This window comes from Vibrio sp. Vb0937, assembly GCF_033338855.1.
In genome coordinates this window covers 12,230-30,118 of sequence record NZ_JAWOTK010000025.1, presented here as the reverse complement: position 1 = coordinate 30,118, position 17,889 = coordinate 12,230, and the positions used below count along the sequence as shown (strand labels likewise).

Below are 17,889 nucleotides of genomic sequence, written 5' to 3'. Positions count from 1 at the left end.
CCCATGTTTTTATCAGGGTTGTTGAGCTTCGGTTTGAACAAGATCACTTTTTAAAATGTTTTATTTTTCATCGCGAATTAATTGAAACAATATTGCGAACGCCAAGGAGGCACATTCCAAAGTTTGCGATAAAAGGGAAGAGATGCCCTCTAAAACTATCGCATAACGTGAATAAATAAAGGCAGTAATTATGAAAAACATTTTTGCACTGAGTGCTCTTTCTCTCGCTTTCGCTTCTAGCGCTTTTGCTGGTTCTTCTTACGTAACAGGTAATGTTCAATTCCACGATGATGGTCGAATTCATGGTTCGGACGTTACGTCTACACTGGAAGCTGGTCATACTTTTGATAACCAATTCGGCGGCTTTACGGTTTACACCGAATTTGATGGTATTCAGTTGGGTAAACTGGAAACAGAAAACGGTGGCGCAGGTAACACAACACCAGCAATCACTGTGGGTGGTGAGCAGTCATTTAATATTACCGATCATTTATGGGTTGCCGCGGGTTACCAACACCTCTTCTCTGCTGGCGAGAATGTACAGTACCGTCCATTGGTTAAGATCGGTTACAACTTCGATAACGGCATCTCCTTAAGTAACCGTACTCGTGCGCACATTGATGCGACAGACGCAGATGCGGATACAGATTATCGCATGGACAACCGCATCGGTTACGTGATGAATGAGGATGTGACGCTAAGCTACAACAACGTCTACATGATTGAAGCGGAAACCATGGACCACGAGCTTCGTGCAACGTGGACTCGTAAAGGTGTTCAACCTTACTTTGAGTTCCGTAGTCAAGCACACGGTGCAGAAAACGCGAGTGGTGACAGCCTAGTGAATAACGCTTTTGTATTTGGTGCCTCTTACGGCTTCTAATTTTATATTTGTCTTAACTGTCCATTAAGAAAAAGCCCAACGGTTTATCTCGCTGGGCTTTGTTTTTATTGGTCGTTGCCTTCGTGGTGGCTATATTCGAACACTTGGCCTTTTTCGTTAAAGGCGTAAACGGTGTAGCTGTCTTTTTTGTCGCCATATTCCATACCAGGGGAGCCCATTGGCATGCCCGGTACTGATAGGCCTTTTGCGTTACGTGGTGGATTTTTCAAAAACGCTTTAATGTCTTCGGCTGGAATGTGACCTTCGAACAGATAGCCGTTGATCTCTGCCGTGTGGCAAGAGTAAAGCTGTTCGTTCTTGATGCCTAGATCGCGTTTGATGGCGTTCATGTCATCGTGCAATTTTTCTTCGACCGTAAAGCCGTTCTCTTCCATGTGTTTTGTCCATTCTCCACAACAGCCACAGTATGGTGATTTATGGTTAATGACATCGGCTGCCAATACGTTGGCGGACACGGTCGCAAGCATTGCAAAGGTCAATAGTTTCAACTTCATAATACCCTCAAAAAGAAGTGGTTATTTTACTGAAAACAGTCGTAGTCGATTTGCATTACTAACGACAGTAATTGAAGACAGTGCCATTGCCGCTCCTGCGACAACAGGACTGAGCAAAAATCCAAACGCTGGGTAAAGCACGCCAGCGGCAACTGGAATACCCAACGAGTTGTAAACAAAGGCACCAAATAGGTTTTGCTTCATGTTTTTAAGTGTAGCGCGAGAGAGTTCAATCGCATGTACTACCGCCATTGGTGACGTGTTCAGGATGGTCATTTGCGAACTTTCAATGGCGACATCACTGCCGCTACCCATGGCAATACCTAGGTTGGATAACGCGAGAGCAGGGGCGTCGTTAATGCCATCCCCCACCATTGCCACGACATGTCCTTGAGATTGAAGTTGCTCAATGTGCTGAGCTTTCTCATCTGGCATTACTTGGGCAATCACTTCATCAATACCAAGTTCTTGGCCGATAGCATTGGCAACGTGTTGGTTATCGCCCGTCAGCATTACCGTTTTGATGCCTTGCGATTTTAATGCAGAGAGCGCTTGCTTCGCATCTGATTTGATCGGGTCGGCAATGGCGATCAGACCGATCAGTTCGCCGTTCAATGCCACAGCTACCGGAGTCCACGCATTTTTTGCGCATTCATCGATGGCAGGTTTTAGTGCGCTGGTCTCGACGTTCTCTGCTTGCATAAATTGAAGCGAACCAATGAGTAGCGGTTTATCTTGATACGTCGCCCAAATGCCGCGCCCGCGAACGTTCTCAAACTTGTCTAATGAGACATCCTTTGCGTCGTGTCGTTTGGCGTAATCACATACCGCTTTTGCCAGTGGGTGCTCAGACTGACGCTCTGCCGCATACGCTAAATCCAATAGATCTTCTTGGCTGGTGGCGTGAGTAAACACTTGCTGAACGCTAGGTTTACCTTGGGTAAGCGTGCCAGTTTTGTCGAATACAACCGTGTCGACTTTGCTTGCCAATTGCAGGGCATCGGCGTCTTTGATCAGAATGCCGAGCTCTGCGGCTTTACCCACCCCCACCGTGACAGAAAGTGGGGTTGCTAAGCCTAGAGCGCAAGGGCAGGCGATGATCAGGACGGTTGTGGTGACCACCAGCATATAACTCGCTTTTGGCTCTGGGCCAACGGCAAACCAAACGAGCGCGGCCAGTATTGCTATGCCAACAACGACAGGGACAAACACCGATGAAATCTGGTCTGCCAGTTTCGCGATGGCAGGCTTACTGCTTTGCGCTGTGCGCACCATGCGGATGATACGAGCCAGCATGGTATTTGCGCCAATGCCCGTTGCCTCAATGACTAATCCACCATCGGTATTTAATGTCCCGGCAGACACTTGAGCCTCTTGCGCTTTTAATACTGGTACTGGTTCACCAGTGAGCATCGACTCATCAATGTATGATTCACCTTGAATCACAACACCATCAACAGGCACTTTCTCGCCTGGTTTGATACGCAGTTTCATGCCTAGCGTGATTTGCTCAACCGCGATTTGTTGATCGCCTTGTTCCGTGATTACCGTAGCTTGCTGAGGTTGCAGGTTAATCAGAGCTTGTAAGGAACGTGTTGTGTTTGCTTTGGCTTTTGCTTCTATATAGTGCCCAAGAGAAATTAAGCCGATGATCATTGCACTCGCTTCAAAGTACACGTGGCGTGAAGCAAGAGGGAACCAGTCTGGGAAAATCACCACAAGCATCGAATAGAACCACGCTGCGCCAGTACCGAGCGCGACTAACGTGTCCATGGTGGCGCGCTTGTGAGTAGCTGCTAACCAAGCGTTACTGAAGAAGTGTTTCCCTGCTGTGGCAAGAAGGAGTAAACATACGATACCGATCGCGCCCCAAGCTAATTGGTCGTTGGTGTTGCGAATCATCATATTGCCGCCAGCAACGCCCCAAATCATTAAAGGGGCACCGACGACAAGGCCAGCAATAGCATCCAGTTTAAAGCGTTTCTGTTGCTGACGTTGTTGCTGTGCTTGCTTTTCTTGCTGGGTTGCGGCGTCTTGTAGGATCTCTGCTTGGTAACCGGCTTGTTTTACCGATTCAACAATTGCGTTAAGGAGGTCATCAGAGTCTTGGCTTGCGAATACTAGTGCGCTTTGTTCTGCGAGGTTGACCTGTGCTTTCTCAACGCCTTCTACGTTAGTAAGTGCTTTCTCTACTGAAGAGACGCAACTCGCACACGTCATGCCTTGAATCAGCATTTGCAATTGAATACTCGCTGGTGGCACCTGCGTATCTTTAATATTGCTTTGCTTTTCTACCTGTTCGGTCTCTGGTGAGCTTTCGTTCTCTACTTCAACAGAATCAAGGTTGGCGGTATAGCCGAGTGTTGCTATTAAGTCGATCACTTGTTGCTCGGAGAGGAGGGTACGAATCTCTAAGTGCGTTGTTGAAGCCTCAAAAGAAATAACGTCTTGATTAGATTCTAATAAAGATGAAAGTTTTCTGACGCAACCGCCACAGCTTAAGCCTGAAAGGTTTAGTTCGTAGTGATTTCCTGCTTGGTAACCAAGAGATTCAATCGACGAGACGAGCTCTTTAAGAGAAGACTCGGTTTTGACCTCTACTTGCGTCGGGGACAAATTGAGGATCTCCACATCGTGATTCGCATGTAAAGCATTCTCAACTTTTCTCGCACAGCCCATACAGTTGAGCCCTGATAAAGGTATAACTAACTGATACATAATCTGCACCTCAATAGTAGTGATGCTATGAGCTTAAACCTTCCTGCAAGGGTAAGGTCAATACCCATTTGCTACTCACAACAATTTCGTCAAAATCTCTCGAATCCCACAAGTGCACGGTCATTTTACTTGCGAGTGATCTCAAGGTTTTTTCTCTTTGAATATAAAGTTCCGTTAAAACACCTAAAAGATGAATGAAGTCGCTCACGTTTTTTAGATACTCTCAATGTCAGTTCAGTGTCAAAACGTACTTTTAACGTTTTTTATTTTTTATATTTGATGTTAAGCGATTGTTTTTTATTGATTTATTTTATTTTTGATCTTCTCATTTTGAAGTCGCTCAGATTGCTGTAGGGAAAGTTTTTTAGTGCGAAAAAAGTTTGTCATATTTGCCCCGTCCAAACACTGTTTCAAGTTCCTGCCATGTCCTAGTTAGTGAATTTGAAAATGGAAAAAACTAAAAATATAGGGGTTTATAATGTCTTACCTAAAGAAAAGCCTACTTGCCACGGCAATTACCGGCATGATGTTCAGTGGTGCTGCATTTGCTGATGGTGCAAACAGTGACGCAGCAAAAGAGTTTCTAACCAAAGATTCATTTTCTTATGAAGTTTACGGAATCATCGCGATGCAGGCCGCGTACCGCGATTACGATTCTGGTAGCAAAGCAACGGACGATGATTTGGGTGGCATGCAGCTAAACAACGAATCTCGTATTGGTTTCCGTGGTAAAAAACAATTTGCTAACTTCGACCCTACTTTTATTTGGCAAATCGAAGGCGGTTATGTAGACCCTAGCTTTGGTGGCGAGGGCGCAGGTCTTGGTGAACGTGACACATTCGTCGGTTTTGAAAGTGCATCTTGGGGTCAAATTCGTCTGGGTCGCGTTTTGACACCTATGTACGAATTGGTTGACTGGCCAGCATCTAACCCTGGTCTCGGCGATGTATACGACTGGGGTGGTGCTATTGGTGGCGCCAAGTACCAAGACCGTCAATCAAACACTATCCGCTGGGACTCTCCAATGTTTGCTGACAAATTCTCCCTAGATATCGCAGCTGGTGCAGGTGATAAAGCAGGTCTAGGTGAAGGGGATGACTACTGGGGTGGTATCGCAGCACACTACAAAATTGGTCCTATCCAGTTAGATGCGGCATATGAAGGTAACCGTAATATCAAGATGGAAAGCCAAACGTGGGAAAACAACACGTACTTGGTAGGGGCACAAGGCTGGTTTGATAACGGGATCTCTTTCTTTGCGCAATACAAATACATGGAAGCGGACGCAAGCAATGGTGTGAGTGAAAAGCAAGATGCAATGTCTGCCGCTATCATGTACACCACGGGTGATTGGCAATACAAACTGGCTTACGCCGCTAACTTTGATCTAGAGCGTGATGGTAAGAAAATTAACGATACAGCGGACGATGTGTTATCAGCACAAGTTATGTATTTCGTAGACCCATCGGCAGTGCTGTACGTACGTGCTCGTACTCTAGACTTTGGCGACGGTGCGTCTCAATTAGATAAACCAACAGAAGCACGTTGGAAGTCTGCTGACTACGACGAGTTCTCTGTAGGTGTTGAATACTACTTCTAGCTAAAGAAGCAGCTAAAAGGGCGGAAACGCCCTTTTTATCTTGATACTTATTCAAATAAGCCTTTGAAATGACTGGCCTGTAAGTTTTAGAGGCTTATCTAAATTGGTATAAAGTGAGAAACCATGATGAAAAAAACAACGACACTTCTCGGACTTTGCGCAATGCTTTCGGCGCCAGCTTTTGCTGCTCAACTCACTCTGCAATCTGAATTAGTTCCTCGCGTTCTCAACGGCGAGTTCGTCTACCCTGAGTGGATATCCAAGAACAACAGCATCGAGTTAAAGGATGGGGAAAACCAATTAGCGGTAACGGTTGGACAAATCGTATTTGAAGATGGAAAGCGCCGTAAATTCGATTCGCAGCCACTTGTATTAGAGTTTGATGCAGAAAAAGACACCGAGCTTTCTATGACTTATCAAACATTCCGTACTATTGAAGAGGCGAGAGCCTTCGAACTCGATCCTAAAGTGGTATTGAAAGACAAAAACGGAAAAGAAGTGGCATTCTCTATGGTTCAACTTCGTAAAGGTGGTTTGCAAGGTTTTCGTGATTACGAACGAGAAGTTGCCGACTATAACAACGCAATGAATAAAGAATCGACCAAGGCAAGCATTGCGTCTTCTCCAGCGGAAACCAAAACAATCAAAGCATCGTTTAATGAATTGAGCCGTGAAGAGCAGCAAGAATTTATGCAATGGGCAATGCGTAACCTGAAGTAATTTCGTCTCGTGCTTTAACAGTAAATAGTAGGGCTGTGCCTTTTTGGTTCTGCCCTGTTTTTATTTCTGTTGTCAAACCGATTGTAGAATTGACTTACGGTGGTAAAATGTCGCCACTTTTATCCTTGACATTACAACGAGAGATCTCTCGTTGCTCATTACCCCTAAGGAACTCAAATGACGGTTAAAACTCGTTTTGCTCCTAGCCCAACTGGCTATCTACACGTTGGTGGTGCGCGTACTGCACTTTACTCTTGGCTATACGCTAAAAACCAAGGTGGTGAATTCGTTCTACGTATCGAAGATACAGACCTTGAGCGTAACTCTCAGGAAGCGGTTGATGCAATTCTTGAAGGCATGGAATGGCTAGGCTTGGAGTGGGATGAAGGTCCTTACTACCAAACTCAACGTTTTGACCGTTACAACGAAATGGTTGATAAGCTTCTTGCTGAAGACAAAGCTTACAAATGTTACGCGTCTAAAGAGCTGCTAGATGAAATTCGTGCAGAGCAAGAAGCAAATAAAGAAATGCCTCGCTACGATGCTAACCATCCAAAAATCAAAGCAGCAAACGAAGCGGCAAAAGATGGCGATCCATGTGTTATCCGTTTCCGTAACCCGAAAGAAGGCAGCGTAGTATTTGATGATCAAATCCGTGGTCGCATTGAAATCCGCAACGATCAAATGGATGACCTAATCATTCGTCGTACTGACGGTTCACCTACTTACAACTTCTGTGTAGTAGTGGATGACTGGGACATGGGTATCACTCACGTTGTTCGTGGCGAAGACCACATCAACAACACGCCTCGTCAAATCAACATCTACGAAGCACTAGGTGCGCCAGTACCAACATTTGCACACTGTGCAATGATCCTGGGTGATGACGGCGCGAAACTGTCTAAACGTCACGGCGCTGTATCAGTCATGCAATACCGCGATATGGGCTACCTGCCTGCGGCACTAAACAACTACCTAGTGCGCCTTGGTTGGTCTCATGGGGACCAAGAAATCTTCTCTCAAGAAGAGATGATCAATCTATTTAGCCTAAACGCAGTATCTAAGTCAGCGTCTGCTTTTAACACTGACAAACTGCAATGGTTGAACAACCACTACATCAAGAACTCAGATCCTGCGTACGTTGCTGAGCATCTACAATGGCATCTAGACCAACAAAAACTAGACGTAACGAATGGTCCTGCTATTACTGACGTGATCAAGCTGGTGGGTGAGCGTTGCAACACACTAGTTGAGCTAGCTGAGCAAATCCGTTACTTCTATGAAGATTTCTCTGAGTTTGAAGCGGGCGCAGCGAAGAAACACCTGCGTGGCGTGGCTAAAGAGCCTCTAGAACTTGCATTAGCGAAAGTGGAAGCACTAACTGAATGGACGACAGCGAACATCAAAGATGGCGTTATCGCAGCAGTATGTGAAGAGTTGGAAATCGGCATGGGCAAAATCGGTATGCCATTACGTGTTGCTGTAACAGGCGGCGGTCAGTCTCCTTCTGTCGATGCAGTAATGGAGCTGGTTGGAAAAGAGCGTTGTATTGCTCGCATTAAGATGGCGCTTGAGTTCATTGCTGAGCGTGAAGCAAACGCATAATTGCTTTGAACTGAACGTTCTTTTTGAATAAATAGTCACAAAGCCGCGGTGAGCAACCGCGGCTTTTTTGTATCTTCAATTTAGATAACGAGAAACTTTCTCTCATATTGGTGAATGAAGAGATGGTTTCACCTGTAATTTACCTCAATATGGATAAGATTTTTTAATCCAAACATCGTTGGCGTGAATAAAAAACGAGCGATTATATATCAAATATCTGATTGATTTTTATCCATGTTCCTTAAAGTTCCATTTTGTTTGTCTCATTTTTAAGAAAAACCTTTGCTTTAGCTATGTTGTTCCAAAAATTAAAGCAAACGTTTGCGTGGTGATTGCGTGGGGATTTTTTTGCTTAAGATCACATGTTGTCGAGATTTTTGATGACAATAAATTGACAGAATTGGGATTTTTCTCGCGATTTCTTAGCGTTATAGTTCATCCCGTCAGCGATACCGAGATGGCGATATGTATCACTGAACAGGAAATGTACGTAAGTTGCTTCCATAAAAAAAATGCATGTGCATAAAAAGAAGCTGACTAAGTATCTCACTCAAGGAATGAATAAAAAGAATTGAAATACAACGTCAGTCAGACGGCGCATTTCGGCATCTAACAAAAGAACTTCTTTAGAGGAATCAATAATGAAAAAATTAGCAGCGGTAATTTCAGCGTCTCTACTTATGGCTTCAGCAGCACAAGCAGAAGTATACGTTGGTGGTAAGATGGGTAAGTCATGGATGGAAGACGCGTGTGTAGCGGGCCAGGCTTGTGACAAAGACGATTCTACTCTTGGCGCTTTTGTTGGTTACGAAATGAATAAATACTTCGCAGTAGAAGCGGGTTTCGACAACATCGGTGATTTTAACCAAACTTCTTTCGGTGGCCACGTAGAAGCAATCACTCTTGCTCCTAAATTTAGCCTACCAATCACTGAAGACATCGCACTTTACGGTAAAGTGGGTGGCGCTTACGTAATGTTTGATGGCAAAGATGATTACTCTTACCTAGGCGCGGCTGGTCTTGAATTCAACCTAAGCCAAAACGTAACAGCTCGTGCGGAATACCAAACACTGACTGACATCAGCAACGATGTAACTCGTGCGACAGGTAACACTGCAACACTAGGTGTTTCTTTCAAATTCGGCGGCAACGATGAGCCAGTAATCGTAGAAGAGCCAGTTGTTGTTGAAGAAGTGGTTGTAGAAGAAGTGGTAGAAGAGCCAGTTGTAGTTACGAAAACATTCGAAACTCAAACAATTGGCACAGGTAGCTTCGATCTAAACAGCACAACTCTAAAACCAGAGAGCGCTGCAAAACTTGATAACCTAGTTGCTTTCCTAAACGAGCACCCACAAGCGAACGTTGAAGTTGTAGGTTACACAGATACGTCTGGTCCAGCAGCTTACAACCTAAAGGTTTCTGAAAAACGTGCTGAGTCTGTTGCTAACGCGCTCGTTGAAAAAGGTATTGATTCATCACGTATCCAAGCTCGTGGCGAAGGTGAAAACAACCCAATCGCTTCAAACGACACTCGTGAAGGTCGTCAACAAAACCGTCGCGTAGAAATCGTTGTTCCAGAATTTGAATACCAAGTTCAGCAATAAGCTCCTATTCGACCGTAGTATAGAAGACTGAAGCTGAAAGCCCCAAAGAGTTCGCTCTTTGGGGCTTTTTATTTCTCTTTAAAAACTGACTGAAATGTTCAAAGTGGCTAGGTATTACTTAAGATCAATGCTGTTTAAACGCCCCATAAATGTCAGGATCTCCAAGTTATCTTTATGTGCTTCTAACAACGCTTTTTTGGTTTGCATGTAGGCGGCAAGTTTGCCGTACTTACTAATAGAGCGAACCACCGTTTTATATTTATACTCACCGTCATCATTGAACTCTCGCCACTTGGCGATGTAACACGTATCTCGGTTGTCAGGGTTTTCAAGAGTAGGGTTAGGCTTGTGAACGATTTTAGGCTCAACGCTATGTGGAAGCCTGGTCATTAAGTAAGGGTCTTTCAAAAGACGTCGCCAGAATTTGCCCCACATTTGCCGGCCTAACTCGTTTCTCAGCTTAATGGCTTTTTGTAAGCCTTTCTTTTCTCCAATACGAACAAATCCTACCGAGCGGTGTAGTACCGTATCCTCGGGGGTATGGATATGTATCTTAAAGGCTGTCTTGCCTTTAGAAATAAAGCGGTGTCCAGTGTTAGTTATTAAATTGCTCTTAGACATAGTGCTAACTAATAATTTTATTAATAGCTAAAAGGGTAAGCAAAACTCATAGATAATTAAAGTAATAAAATACAAAACTGTAAATAGGGCTTGTTGAAATGATTTCAAGGGGAAGAAGTCAGATCAGTAGAAGGGTTTATCCCGTAACCGAAACACCCGATCCGATCATATTGATTACTGGGAAGATTATCTAACACGGTGTACTAGGGGGAGCAGTGCGAGGCTTGAAATTGAAGATACAAAAAAGCCTTAGCTCAAGTGGGAGCTAAGGCTATGATATGGCGCCCCCAGTAGGATTCGAACCTACGACCTGTCCCTTAGGAGGGGACTGCGCTATCCAGCTGTGCCATGGGGGCGTAATACCAATAGTTGCAGTTCATTGCACTGTTTTACTGAGTTCAAATCTAGCAATCTACCAGATCTGTATCAGCATCACGTTGAACGATTCGCTACGGTCATTGGTATAATCAAATAAGATGCGCTGCCTATGATATTCAAAAGTGAGCATATCTCAAGACTTAATGTTTGCTTTTATAGGATCTTGTTCATTACGTCGCCAATTTGAACGCTAGATGCTAAATTTGGCTGATCAATCGTCAGTTCCGCTTCGTGTTCGTATATGCGTGATACCGTTAATGTAATTTCGCTTTGCGAGACTTTGTTTCTTGGCAATCCATTTTGGTCGATAAACGACGCGGTGTGCCAAAGCTGCAATTTGTCTCCCTCTTTTACGCCGTGCATACGGCCGAGATCCATCGTTACGGTATTACCGAAGACTGCCACAACCTCTGGCAATGTAATTTTGCAAGACAGCTCCGACTCCAGATCCAACATAATATTGCGACTAACGCGAAGCATCATCTCGCCATAGGTCGATGCCCAAAAACGTGCACTACGAGTGTCCACTTGACTCGTCTTAGCAAATGGCCAACGCGCGACCTCACGGTAGGCTTTGTTGAAGATTTCATGGCCAGTTTTACCATCAAATACTTTCATTTCTAACGCAAACTGACGATTGATGATGTCATCTTGCAATAGTTGAGATTCGACCGTTGCAGTGAGATCGGTTATGACCCCTCCAATGATGTATTGTGCGCCATTGTCTTGTGCGATCATTTGAGTGCGAGCAGGATAGTTGCTGCTTATTGAGTAGTCCGTTGTACCAACAGACACAAAGCTGCGTGAGGTTTGATCAAGTTGACGGTTCACTACGTGGCTAAAATCGTCACCAACTTGATAAATTTGTCCCATCACTGCTTGTTGTGGTGATGCGACCTCAATATTGCCGACCAGCATTGTCTTTTTGTATTGATCGGTGTGGCAACCCGTTGCCGATGGATAAATATCAACGCGGATTTTTACCTCGACTTTACCGCGACGTTTGCGTTCAGACTCGACCAAAATGTAACGGACTTCATGATTGGTAAACTGGTATTCGTTGCGGCTTTCTTCTAATAGCGGCATCAAGTTGCTAATACTGCCAATATCTGCGCCCGAAAAATTGACGGCTTTGAACAGCGCGTCTTCCAACGCATGGAGCCTTGCCGTCTCTTCTGAAGAAACGATGGTGGCAACGCCTGTGACTTCATACCAAGATGCCATTACCTTAAAAGGCACAAGCATCACTAAAGTGATTGAAAACAGACTGTTTAATATTTTTTTCATTGGTTACAACCGTTCGGGTATAAATATTGCTTTAACAAATTCAGTGAAGTTTGGTGGGTTTTTCTTCGTTAGGCAAACAAAGAAAAGCAAAGACTGTTCCAATATTCACTTTCTTGGAAAGGAATTAATAAAGAACGGTATCACCTAAGATTATCTGGAGAATCAAACCATGAAAAAGTGGCTTGTCGCCGCATCGATGATGACGCTTCTGACATCGTGCGCGTACTCACCGATTTACAATGGTAAAGAACCTTACTCGGGAAGCCAGTTCATGCTGATGGATAGTCCGCGTCATACGATGGACTTTTTCATTGAGAGCATGACAGAAGACCTGATGGTTTCTAATGTGGCAGTATCAGCGCGGACACCGATTGCGATTACCTCGTTTGTTGATCTACAAAATATGGATGCAACAAACTGGTTAGGTAACTCGGTCTCTGAAGGTTTTATCCATCAGTTTCAGCGCCGAGGGTTTAAAGTGGTTGATTTCAAAACTACGGGCTCTATTCAAGTGACGCAGCAGGGCGATTTTGCTTTAAGTCGTGATTGGCAAGATTTAGCTCAAGAGCAGCAAATTCAGTATGTACTGACCGGAACAATGCTGCGCCAAGAGGGCGGAGTGCTTGTCAATGCACGCGTGGTTGGCATGCAAAGCCGTGTAGTTGTAGCGACAGCGCAAGGTTTCCTTCCGGCTGACCGTATTGGGCGTGACTTAGATACGTTAAATAGCATCCGCACACAAGATGGTGTGTTGATTCGTTCTGACCCTACCATTCGTCAGCCGTACACTGTGATTCTCCGTCCATAGGATAGAAGCATGAAGAAGTTATTATTTATTGTTGCCACACTGATATTGGTTGGGTGTCAGCCATTACAACAGATGCGTCAAGATGAAATCTTAGTGGCGGTGGGTTACGCCAGCGTCAGTGAGCAAACAGGCCGCACAGTAGAAGAAAAGCGTGTACGAGCAATGCGCGCATCAAAAATTGATGCTTATCGTGAGCTAGCAGAGCAAGTTTATGGCATGCGTGTTAGTGGACGTGCAGAGCTGCAAGACCAGCGTTTGGGTATTGAAAGCACCACTGGTGCCGTCGATGGTGTAATTCGTGGTGCAGAAGTTGTGCGTAGTTATCTTGTTGAAGACAGTTATGTGACTGAGCTGCGTCTGGATATCCGTAAGATGGATAAGCTACGTGATTATGGAGAAGTTCAGCAGGTACCTGAGAAGCGTCAGCAAACCTTGTTTTAAACCATTTCACTAGACAGATAATCTTTTTGAGCGGCTGATTGGTAACAATGAGTCGCTTTTTTTATATCTACGTGAGCGCGGGAATTGAGGGTAGGAGTGACGTTTAAGCTTTTATATTGGTGCCAAGCGTCGAGATGGTGTGGGTTTTTCCGCCCGCATTGTAGGTCATGCCAACTTTGCCATGAGTTCGCTGAAGCATGTTGTTGAGTTTATTGAAGCTCAGCTGTGCGCGACTAAGCGATTCGCCATTTACTTGGTTAACTTGTTGACAGTCGAGGACGATCGATTGGATTTGAGCAACAACCTGACTTAGGTGCTCATCTTCAGTAAGTTGATTGACGTGCGGGTGAGAGGCGATTCGCTGATCAGTTGTTCTGAGCTGATCAATGAGCGTCATCTTCTGTTTGGCAATGTTCTCAATCTCGGTAGAGACACGCGCCGTGATTGCTTGTGTTTCTTGGCGTAAAACAGCGGAAAGTGCCTTAGCATTTTCTAGCTGGAAATTAACGAGATCGACTAATGCTGCCATAAAATACTTACCTTCGGCCTAAGTCAGTTAGCTTTTGCCTTGCAATTCGTTTTCAAACTTAATCATGTTGTCAGCCAATTTTTCAGGATCGACTTTGTATGAACCGTTTGTGATAGCTTCTTTGATTGCTGCAACTTTGGCGCTGTCATATGCCGGAGAAGCTGCCATATCCTTCTGGAGTTTACTGACGGCTTTACTTTGCTGGCTGAGTGATACTGCGTCTTGTTGCGCTGGCGCCTTTTTTGATTCTGTCGTGCTGGTAGCATTGGAATCGTTACGTGCAGGTGCGCGACTTGTTGTCGTCATCATTTGCCCTGAACGTATATTATCTATACCTGCCATGTTTAACCTTTGCCTTGTATCGTAATACTGGTATCCAGACTATCGACCAGCGCAAAAATAACTTTAGTCATTTTTTGCATTTTTATTGATCAGTTTAAACACGCTACCAGTGGGTATTAAAAATTAACAGTGATTTCCGCAATGTCAGTCACTATGCCTTCTATTATACGTTGTGACTTATCATTTTTCACTCTTACTTGATCGCCAGCTGAACCATCCTGCAATGCTGTGCCTTGCGTTGTGATCGTCATGCCAGAATTCACCGCTTTGATAATGACCTTTTCATTTCGGCATACCACACAAACATCATTTCTCTCTACGACATCGCCTAAGCGAACATTACGCTTTAGCTTTGCCCCAACCACTTGATCGTAGCTAGAAAATCCATCTTTACGAAAGCGCTGTAGCTCGATCATGGAAGTGGTAACATCCGATGCGCTGACGATTTCTCCTCTCCCTAGTGTTCGTGTCGCGACGATCATTGGTACTGATACCGAGATCCTCACAGGGACATAGACTTTCCAGTCATCCGGTTGGCATTCCACTAACACATTGATGTTACTTCTCGTGCTGCTGGTGGAAGAGGCAGATGTATCTAACGGAATAGGGCAATCCGTTGCTTTTATTCTCGAGTCGATCTCTGCCGCATTAACAGATAGCTCGCCACCATCAGGCTGATCAACCGTAGCAAGAATATGTTGTTCTGCTGCTGTTTTTATTTGCTCGATCTGATTATCTGAAGCTGAATGAACAAAAAAGCTAAACATACTGAGCAAAATGCCGATAGACTTAGCGTACTTTGTAATTAGCGCTCTACATATTGTCATAGTCAATGGTGTCGAAGTGAAAGTGAAATACGCCATACTGTCTCCCTGGTATCGTGCTTGCCAGTGGTAGAGTATCATTTAAAAACAAAAAGTTTGAGATGGAGATGAGCATATGACGGGGATTCTTGACTCGGTGAATCAGCGTACGCAACTCGTCGGTCAGAACCGATTGGAATTATTGACCTTTCGACTGATGGGCCGACAGCGCTACGGCATTAACGTATTCAAAGTGAAAGAAGTACTACAGTGCCCTAAGCTGACTTCAATGCCAAATCTACACCCTCTGGTTAAAGGTATCGCTCATATCCGCGGCCATACCGTGTCCGTTATTGATTTGAGCCTGGCAATTGGTGGCCGCCCAACCACTGATTTAGATAAATGTTTTGTTGTTATTGCAGAATTTAACCGTACGATCCAAGCATTTTTGGTATCATCGGTTGAGCGTATTATCAATATGCATTGGGAAGCGATTTTGCCACCGCCAGACGGTGCAGGTAAAGCGCACTACTTGACTGCCGTGACAAACATTGACAATGAGCTGGTTGAAATCCTTGACGTTGAAAAAATCCTGGCAGAAATTGCGCCAGTTGATGAAACGATGGATTCCGCTATTGGCGAAGAAATCGCACAAGCAGAACAAGAAAAGCCTATTGTACGCCGCATACTGATTGCTGATGACTCGACGGTCGCGCGTAAACAGGTAGAGCGTGCGATTACATCCATCGGTTTTGAGGTCGTATCTGTCAAAGACGGCAAAGAAGCGTACAATAAGTTGATTGAAATGGCTCAAGAAGGCAATATCTACGATCAAATTTCGTTGGTTATTTCCGATATTGAAATGCCAGAAATGGACGGCTATACCTTAACGGCTGAAATTCGCAGACATGCCGATTTGAAAGACCTTTATGTTATCCTCCATTCTTCATTAAGTGGTGTATTCAACCAAGCTATGGTTGAGCGTGTAGGTGCCAACACCTTCATTGCGAAATTTAACCCAGATGAGTTGGGTAACGCGGTTAAATCTGCATTAACACAATAAAAGAGACATTAATGACTGCTATTACAATCAGTGATCAAGAGTATCGTGACTTTAGCCGTTTTCTAGAATCGCAATGTGGCATCGTGTTAGGTGATAGCAAGCAATACCTCGTGCGTAGCCGACTGAGTCCTTTAGTGACGAAGTTTAAGCTCGCATCGTTATCAGATTTGCTACGTGATGTTGTTACAGGGCGTAATCGAGAATTACGAGTCGCCGCTGTGGATGCGATGACGACTAACGAAACCTTGTGGTTTCGAGATACTTATCCGTTCACGGTTTTAGCTGACAAATTATTGCCAGAAGTAGCGGCAAGCAAGCGCCCAATTAAGATCTGGTCTGCTGCCAGTTCATCGGGCCAAGAACCGTATTCTATTGCAATGACGATCCTGGAAACGCAACAGCGCAAGCCGGGCTTGTTACCAAACGTGTCCATTACAGCCACAGATATTTCGGCAAGTATGCTCGAGATGTGTCGTGCAGGGGTGTACGACAACTTGGCTTTGGGTCGCGGGCTTTCACCAGAACGTCGTCGCACCTTCTTTGAAAATGCGGACGGTGGTCGCATGAAAGTCAAAGATAACGTCAAGCGTTTGGTGAACTTTCGTCCACAAAACTTGATGGACAGTTACGCACTGATGGGTAAGTTCGACATCATTTTCTGTCGTAACGTATTGATTTACTTTTCTCCAGAAATGAAATCTAAAGTGCTTAACCAAATGGCGAGCAGTTTAAACCCTGGTGGCTACTTGCTGTTAGGGGCATCAGAGTCGCTAACTGGTCTGACTGATAAATTTGAAATGGTGCGCTGTAATCCGGGCATCATTTACAAGCTTAAATAGCGGTATCTCTTCATTGATAGAAAAGCCTGACTTCGTGTCAGGCTTTTTTGTTTGTTACCTTTCTGCGCCGAGCGTTTCATGTATCACTCAATTAGTTGAAGCGCGTTTTTGCCTTGTGCCCTCAACACGGTGTATCTTTATTAAGTGAGCAAAGTGATACGACATGACATTCCAGTTACTTTGGCTCACTTATTGCTATTTCAATTCACGGTAACCACTAGGTTGGTGTAATGCTTTAGGTCTTGGCATGCTAATTGCTTTTTGGTTATCAATCACGGTCAGTTCTTAATTGTAGAGGCAAACATGGCTATATCTTTTGACAATGCACTAGGCATCCACCAGCACACGGTGGGCGTACGTGAGCGCAATGCAGAGGTGATTTCCACCAATATCGCACAAGCAAACACGCCTGGTTACAAAGCAAGAGGTTTAGACTTTGCGAAGGAATTGCAAGCGGCAACATCTGGGGCAAGCATTGGTCTTAGTCGCACAGATGGTCGGCATATTCCTGCCACTACGACGTTGGTTGGGGACAAGTTATATCGTCTTCCTACGCAACCAGATACGGGAGATGGCAACACGGTAGACTTGGATTTAGAGCGTAACTTGTTTATGCAAAACCAAATCAGACACCAAGCATCACTCGACTTTCTAGGCAGCAAATTCAAGAACTTAACCAAAGCAATCAAAGGGGAATAATTTAGATGAGCTTATTTAACGTTTTCAATGTGACAGGTTCCGCAATGAGCGCTGAATCCGTTCGTCTGAATACTACCTCAAGCAACTTGGCGAACGCCGACAGTGTCAGCAGCTCTGCGAAAGACACTTACAAAGCGCGTCATGCAGTGTTTGGTGCAGAGTTAAGTAACGCCATGCGTGGCGGTGATACGGTGCCAGTGAAAGTGATGGGTATTGTAGAAAGTGATAAACCGCTGATTGCGGAGTACAACCCAGACCATCCCCTTGCAAACGAAGAAGGCTACATCTACAAGCCTAACGTCAATGTAATGGAAGAAATGGCAAACATGATTTCAGCTTCTCGTGCATATCAGACTAATGTACAAGTCGCTGATTCTAGTAAACAAATGCTGCTGCGTACGCTGCAGATGGGTCAATAAGGATAAGGGGGTAGC

General features: G+C 44.7%; 18 protein-coding genes and 1 tRNA gene. 11 read left to right on the top strand and 8 right to left on the bottom strand.

Annotated elements, in window-relative coordinates; all coding sequences use genetic code 11:
- Positions 1-190 precede the first annotated feature (190 nt).
- The gene (locus tag R7P67_RS19630; RefSeq protein WP_005382004.1) at positions 191-883 is read left to right on the top strand and encodes an oligogalacturonate-specific porin KdgM family protein; all 693 of its coding nucleotides are present in this window, start codon (positions 191-193) and stop codon (positions 881-883) included.
- Positions 884-948: 65 nt separating this feature from the next.
- Here R7P67_RS19630 and R7P67_RS19625 read toward each other — a convergent pair whose 3' ends face one another.
- Positions 949-1,398, bottom strand: coding sequence for a DUF411 domain-containing protein (locus R7P67_RS19625; protein ID WP_005382005.1), 450 nt, complete (start codon positions 1,396-1,398; stop codon positions 949-951).
- A 21-nt stretch (positions 1,399-1,419) separates the two neighbouring features.
- Positions 1,420-4,116, bottom strand: a complete 2,697-nt coding sequence (locus tag R7P67_RS19620; RefSeq protein ID WP_262654185.1) for a heavy metal translocating P-type ATPase — start codon at positions 4,114-4,116, stop codon at positions 1,420-1,422.
- A gap of 478 nt (positions 4,117-4,594) precedes the next feature.
- Between R7P67_RS19620 and chiP the strand changes: the two genes are divergently transcribed.
- From chiP to R7P67_RS19600, 4 genes are all read left to right on the top strand, one after another.
- Positions 4,595-5,716 (top strand): chitoporin, encoded by a 1,122-nt coding sequence (gene chiP, locus R7P67_RS19615; RefSeq protein WP_005382007.1) that lies wholly within the window; start codon positions 4,595-4,597, stop codon positions 5,714-5,716.
- A 123-nt stretch (positions 5,717-5,839) separates the two neighbouring features.
- On the top strand, positions 5,840-6,436 hold the full coding sequence (locus R7P67_RS19610) for a DUF2057 domain-containing protein (RefSeq protein ID WP_199267687.1): 597 nt from the start codon (positions 5,840-5,842) through the stop codon (positions 6,434-6,436).
- Between the two features lie 177 nt (positions 6,437-6,613).
- Complete coding sequence (gltX, locus tag R7P67_RS19605) at positions 6,614-8,041, top strand: glutamate--tRNA ligase (RefSeq protein WP_005384075.1); 1,428 nt, start codon at positions 6,614-6,616, stop codon at positions 8,039-8,041.
- A 641-nt stretch (positions 8,042-8,682) separates the two neighbouring features.
- Positions 8,683-9,645: an OmpA family protein gene (locus R7P67_RS19600; RefSeq protein WP_006743033.1), complete on the top strand. Its 963-nt coding sequence runs from the start codon at positions 8,683-8,685 to the stop codon at positions 9,643-9,645.
- 114 nt (positions 9,646-9,759) lie between these two features.
- Here the strand turns inward: R7P67_RS19600 and R7P67_RS19595 are convergent, their stop codons facing one another.
- From R7P67_RS19595 to R7P67_RS19585, 3 genes are all read right to left on the bottom strand, one after another.
- Entirely contained in the window at positions 9,760-10,266 is a 507-nt protein-coding gene (locus R7P67_RS19595) for a hypothetical protein (RefSeq protein WP_005382011.1), read from the bottom strand.
- A gap of 279 nt (positions 10,267-10,545) precedes the next feature.
- Positions 10,546-10,622: transfer RNA gene (locus tag R7P67_RS19590), tRNA-Arg, on the bottom strand.
- A 175-nt stretch (positions 10,623-10,797) separates the two neighbouring features.
- Positions 10,798-11,931 carry a flagellar assembly protein FlgT gene (locus tag R7P67_RS19585; protein ID WP_005382012.1) on the bottom strand — a complete coding sequence of 378 codons (1,134 nt, stop codon included), beginning with the start codon at positions 11,929-11,931 and terminating at the stop codon, positions 10,798-10,800.
- A 169-nt stretch (positions 11,932-12,100) separates the two neighbouring features.
- On the opposite strand from R7P67_RS19585, the gene R7P67_RS19580 reads away from it, so the two are divergent.
- On the top strand, positions 12,101-12,739 hold the full coding sequence (locus tag R7P67_RS19580; protein ID WP_005382013.1) for a FlgO family outer membrane protein: 639 nt from the start codon (positions 12,101-12,103) through the stop codon (positions 12,737-12,739).
- A gap of 9 nt (positions 12,740-12,748) precedes the next feature.
- Complete coding sequence (flgP, locus tag R7P67_RS19575; RefSeq protein WP_005382014.1) at positions 12,749-13,180, top strand: flagellar assembly lipoprotein FlgP; 432 nt, start codon at positions 12,749-12,751, stop codon at positions 13,178-13,180.
- Positions 13,181-13,283: 103 nt separating this feature from the next.
- On the opposite strand, the gene R7P67_RS19570 is transcribed toward flgP, so the two are convergent.
- From R7P67_RS19570 to flgA, 3 genes are all read right to left on the bottom strand, one after another.
- Complete coding sequence (locus tag R7P67_RS19570; RefSeq protein ID WP_005382015.1) at positions 13,284-13,709, bottom strand: flagella synthesis protein FlgN; 426 nt, start codon at positions 13,707-13,709, stop codon at positions 13,284-13,286.
- Between the two features lie 27 nt (positions 13,710-13,736).
- The gene (gene flgM, locus R7P67_RS19565; protein WP_005382018.1) at positions 13,737-14,051 is read right to left on the bottom strand and encodes a flagellar biosynthesis anti-sigma factor FlgM; all 315 of its coding nucleotides are present in this window, start codon (positions 14,049-14,051) and stop codon (positions 13,737-13,739) included.
- 116 nt (positions 14,052-14,167) lie between these two features.
- On the bottom strand, positions 14,168-14,914 hold the full coding sequence (gene flgA / locus R7P67_RS19560) for a flagellar basal body P-ring formation chaperone FlgA (RefSeq protein ID WP_262654186.1): 747 nt from the start codon (positions 14,912-14,914) through the stop codon (positions 14,168-14,170).
- A gap of 76 nt (positions 14,915-14,990) precedes the next feature.
- Between flgA and R7P67_RS19555 the strand changes: the two genes are divergently transcribed.
- From R7P67_RS19555 to flgC, 4 genes are all read left to right on the top strand, one after another.
- Positions 14,991-15,917 (top strand): chemotaxis protein CheV, encoded by a 927-nt coding sequence (locus R7P67_RS19555; protein ID WP_005382022.1) that lies wholly within the window; start codon positions 14,991-14,993, stop codon positions 15,915-15,917.
- Positions 15,918-15,928: 11 nt separating this feature from the next.
- Positions 15,929-16,756, top strand: a complete 828-nt coding sequence (locus R7P67_RS19550; protein WP_005382024.1) for a CheR family methyltransferase — start codon at positions 15,929-15,931, stop codon at positions 16,754-16,756.
- Positions 16,757-17,059: 303 nt separating this feature from the next.
- Positions 17,060-17,455: a flagellar basal body rod protein FlgB gene (gene flgB, locus R7P67_RS19545; protein WP_005382026.1), complete on the top strand. Its 396-nt coding sequence runs from the start codon at positions 17,060-17,062 to the stop codon at positions 17,453-17,455.
- Positions 17,456-17,460: 5 nt separating this feature from the next.
- On the top strand, positions 17,461-17,874 hold the full coding sequence (gene flgC, locus R7P67_RS19540) for a flagellar basal body rod protein FlgC (RefSeq protein ID WP_262654187.1): 414 nt from the start codon (positions 17,461-17,463) through the stop codon (positions 17,872-17,874).
- Positions 17,875-17,889: the final 15 nt, after the last annotated feature.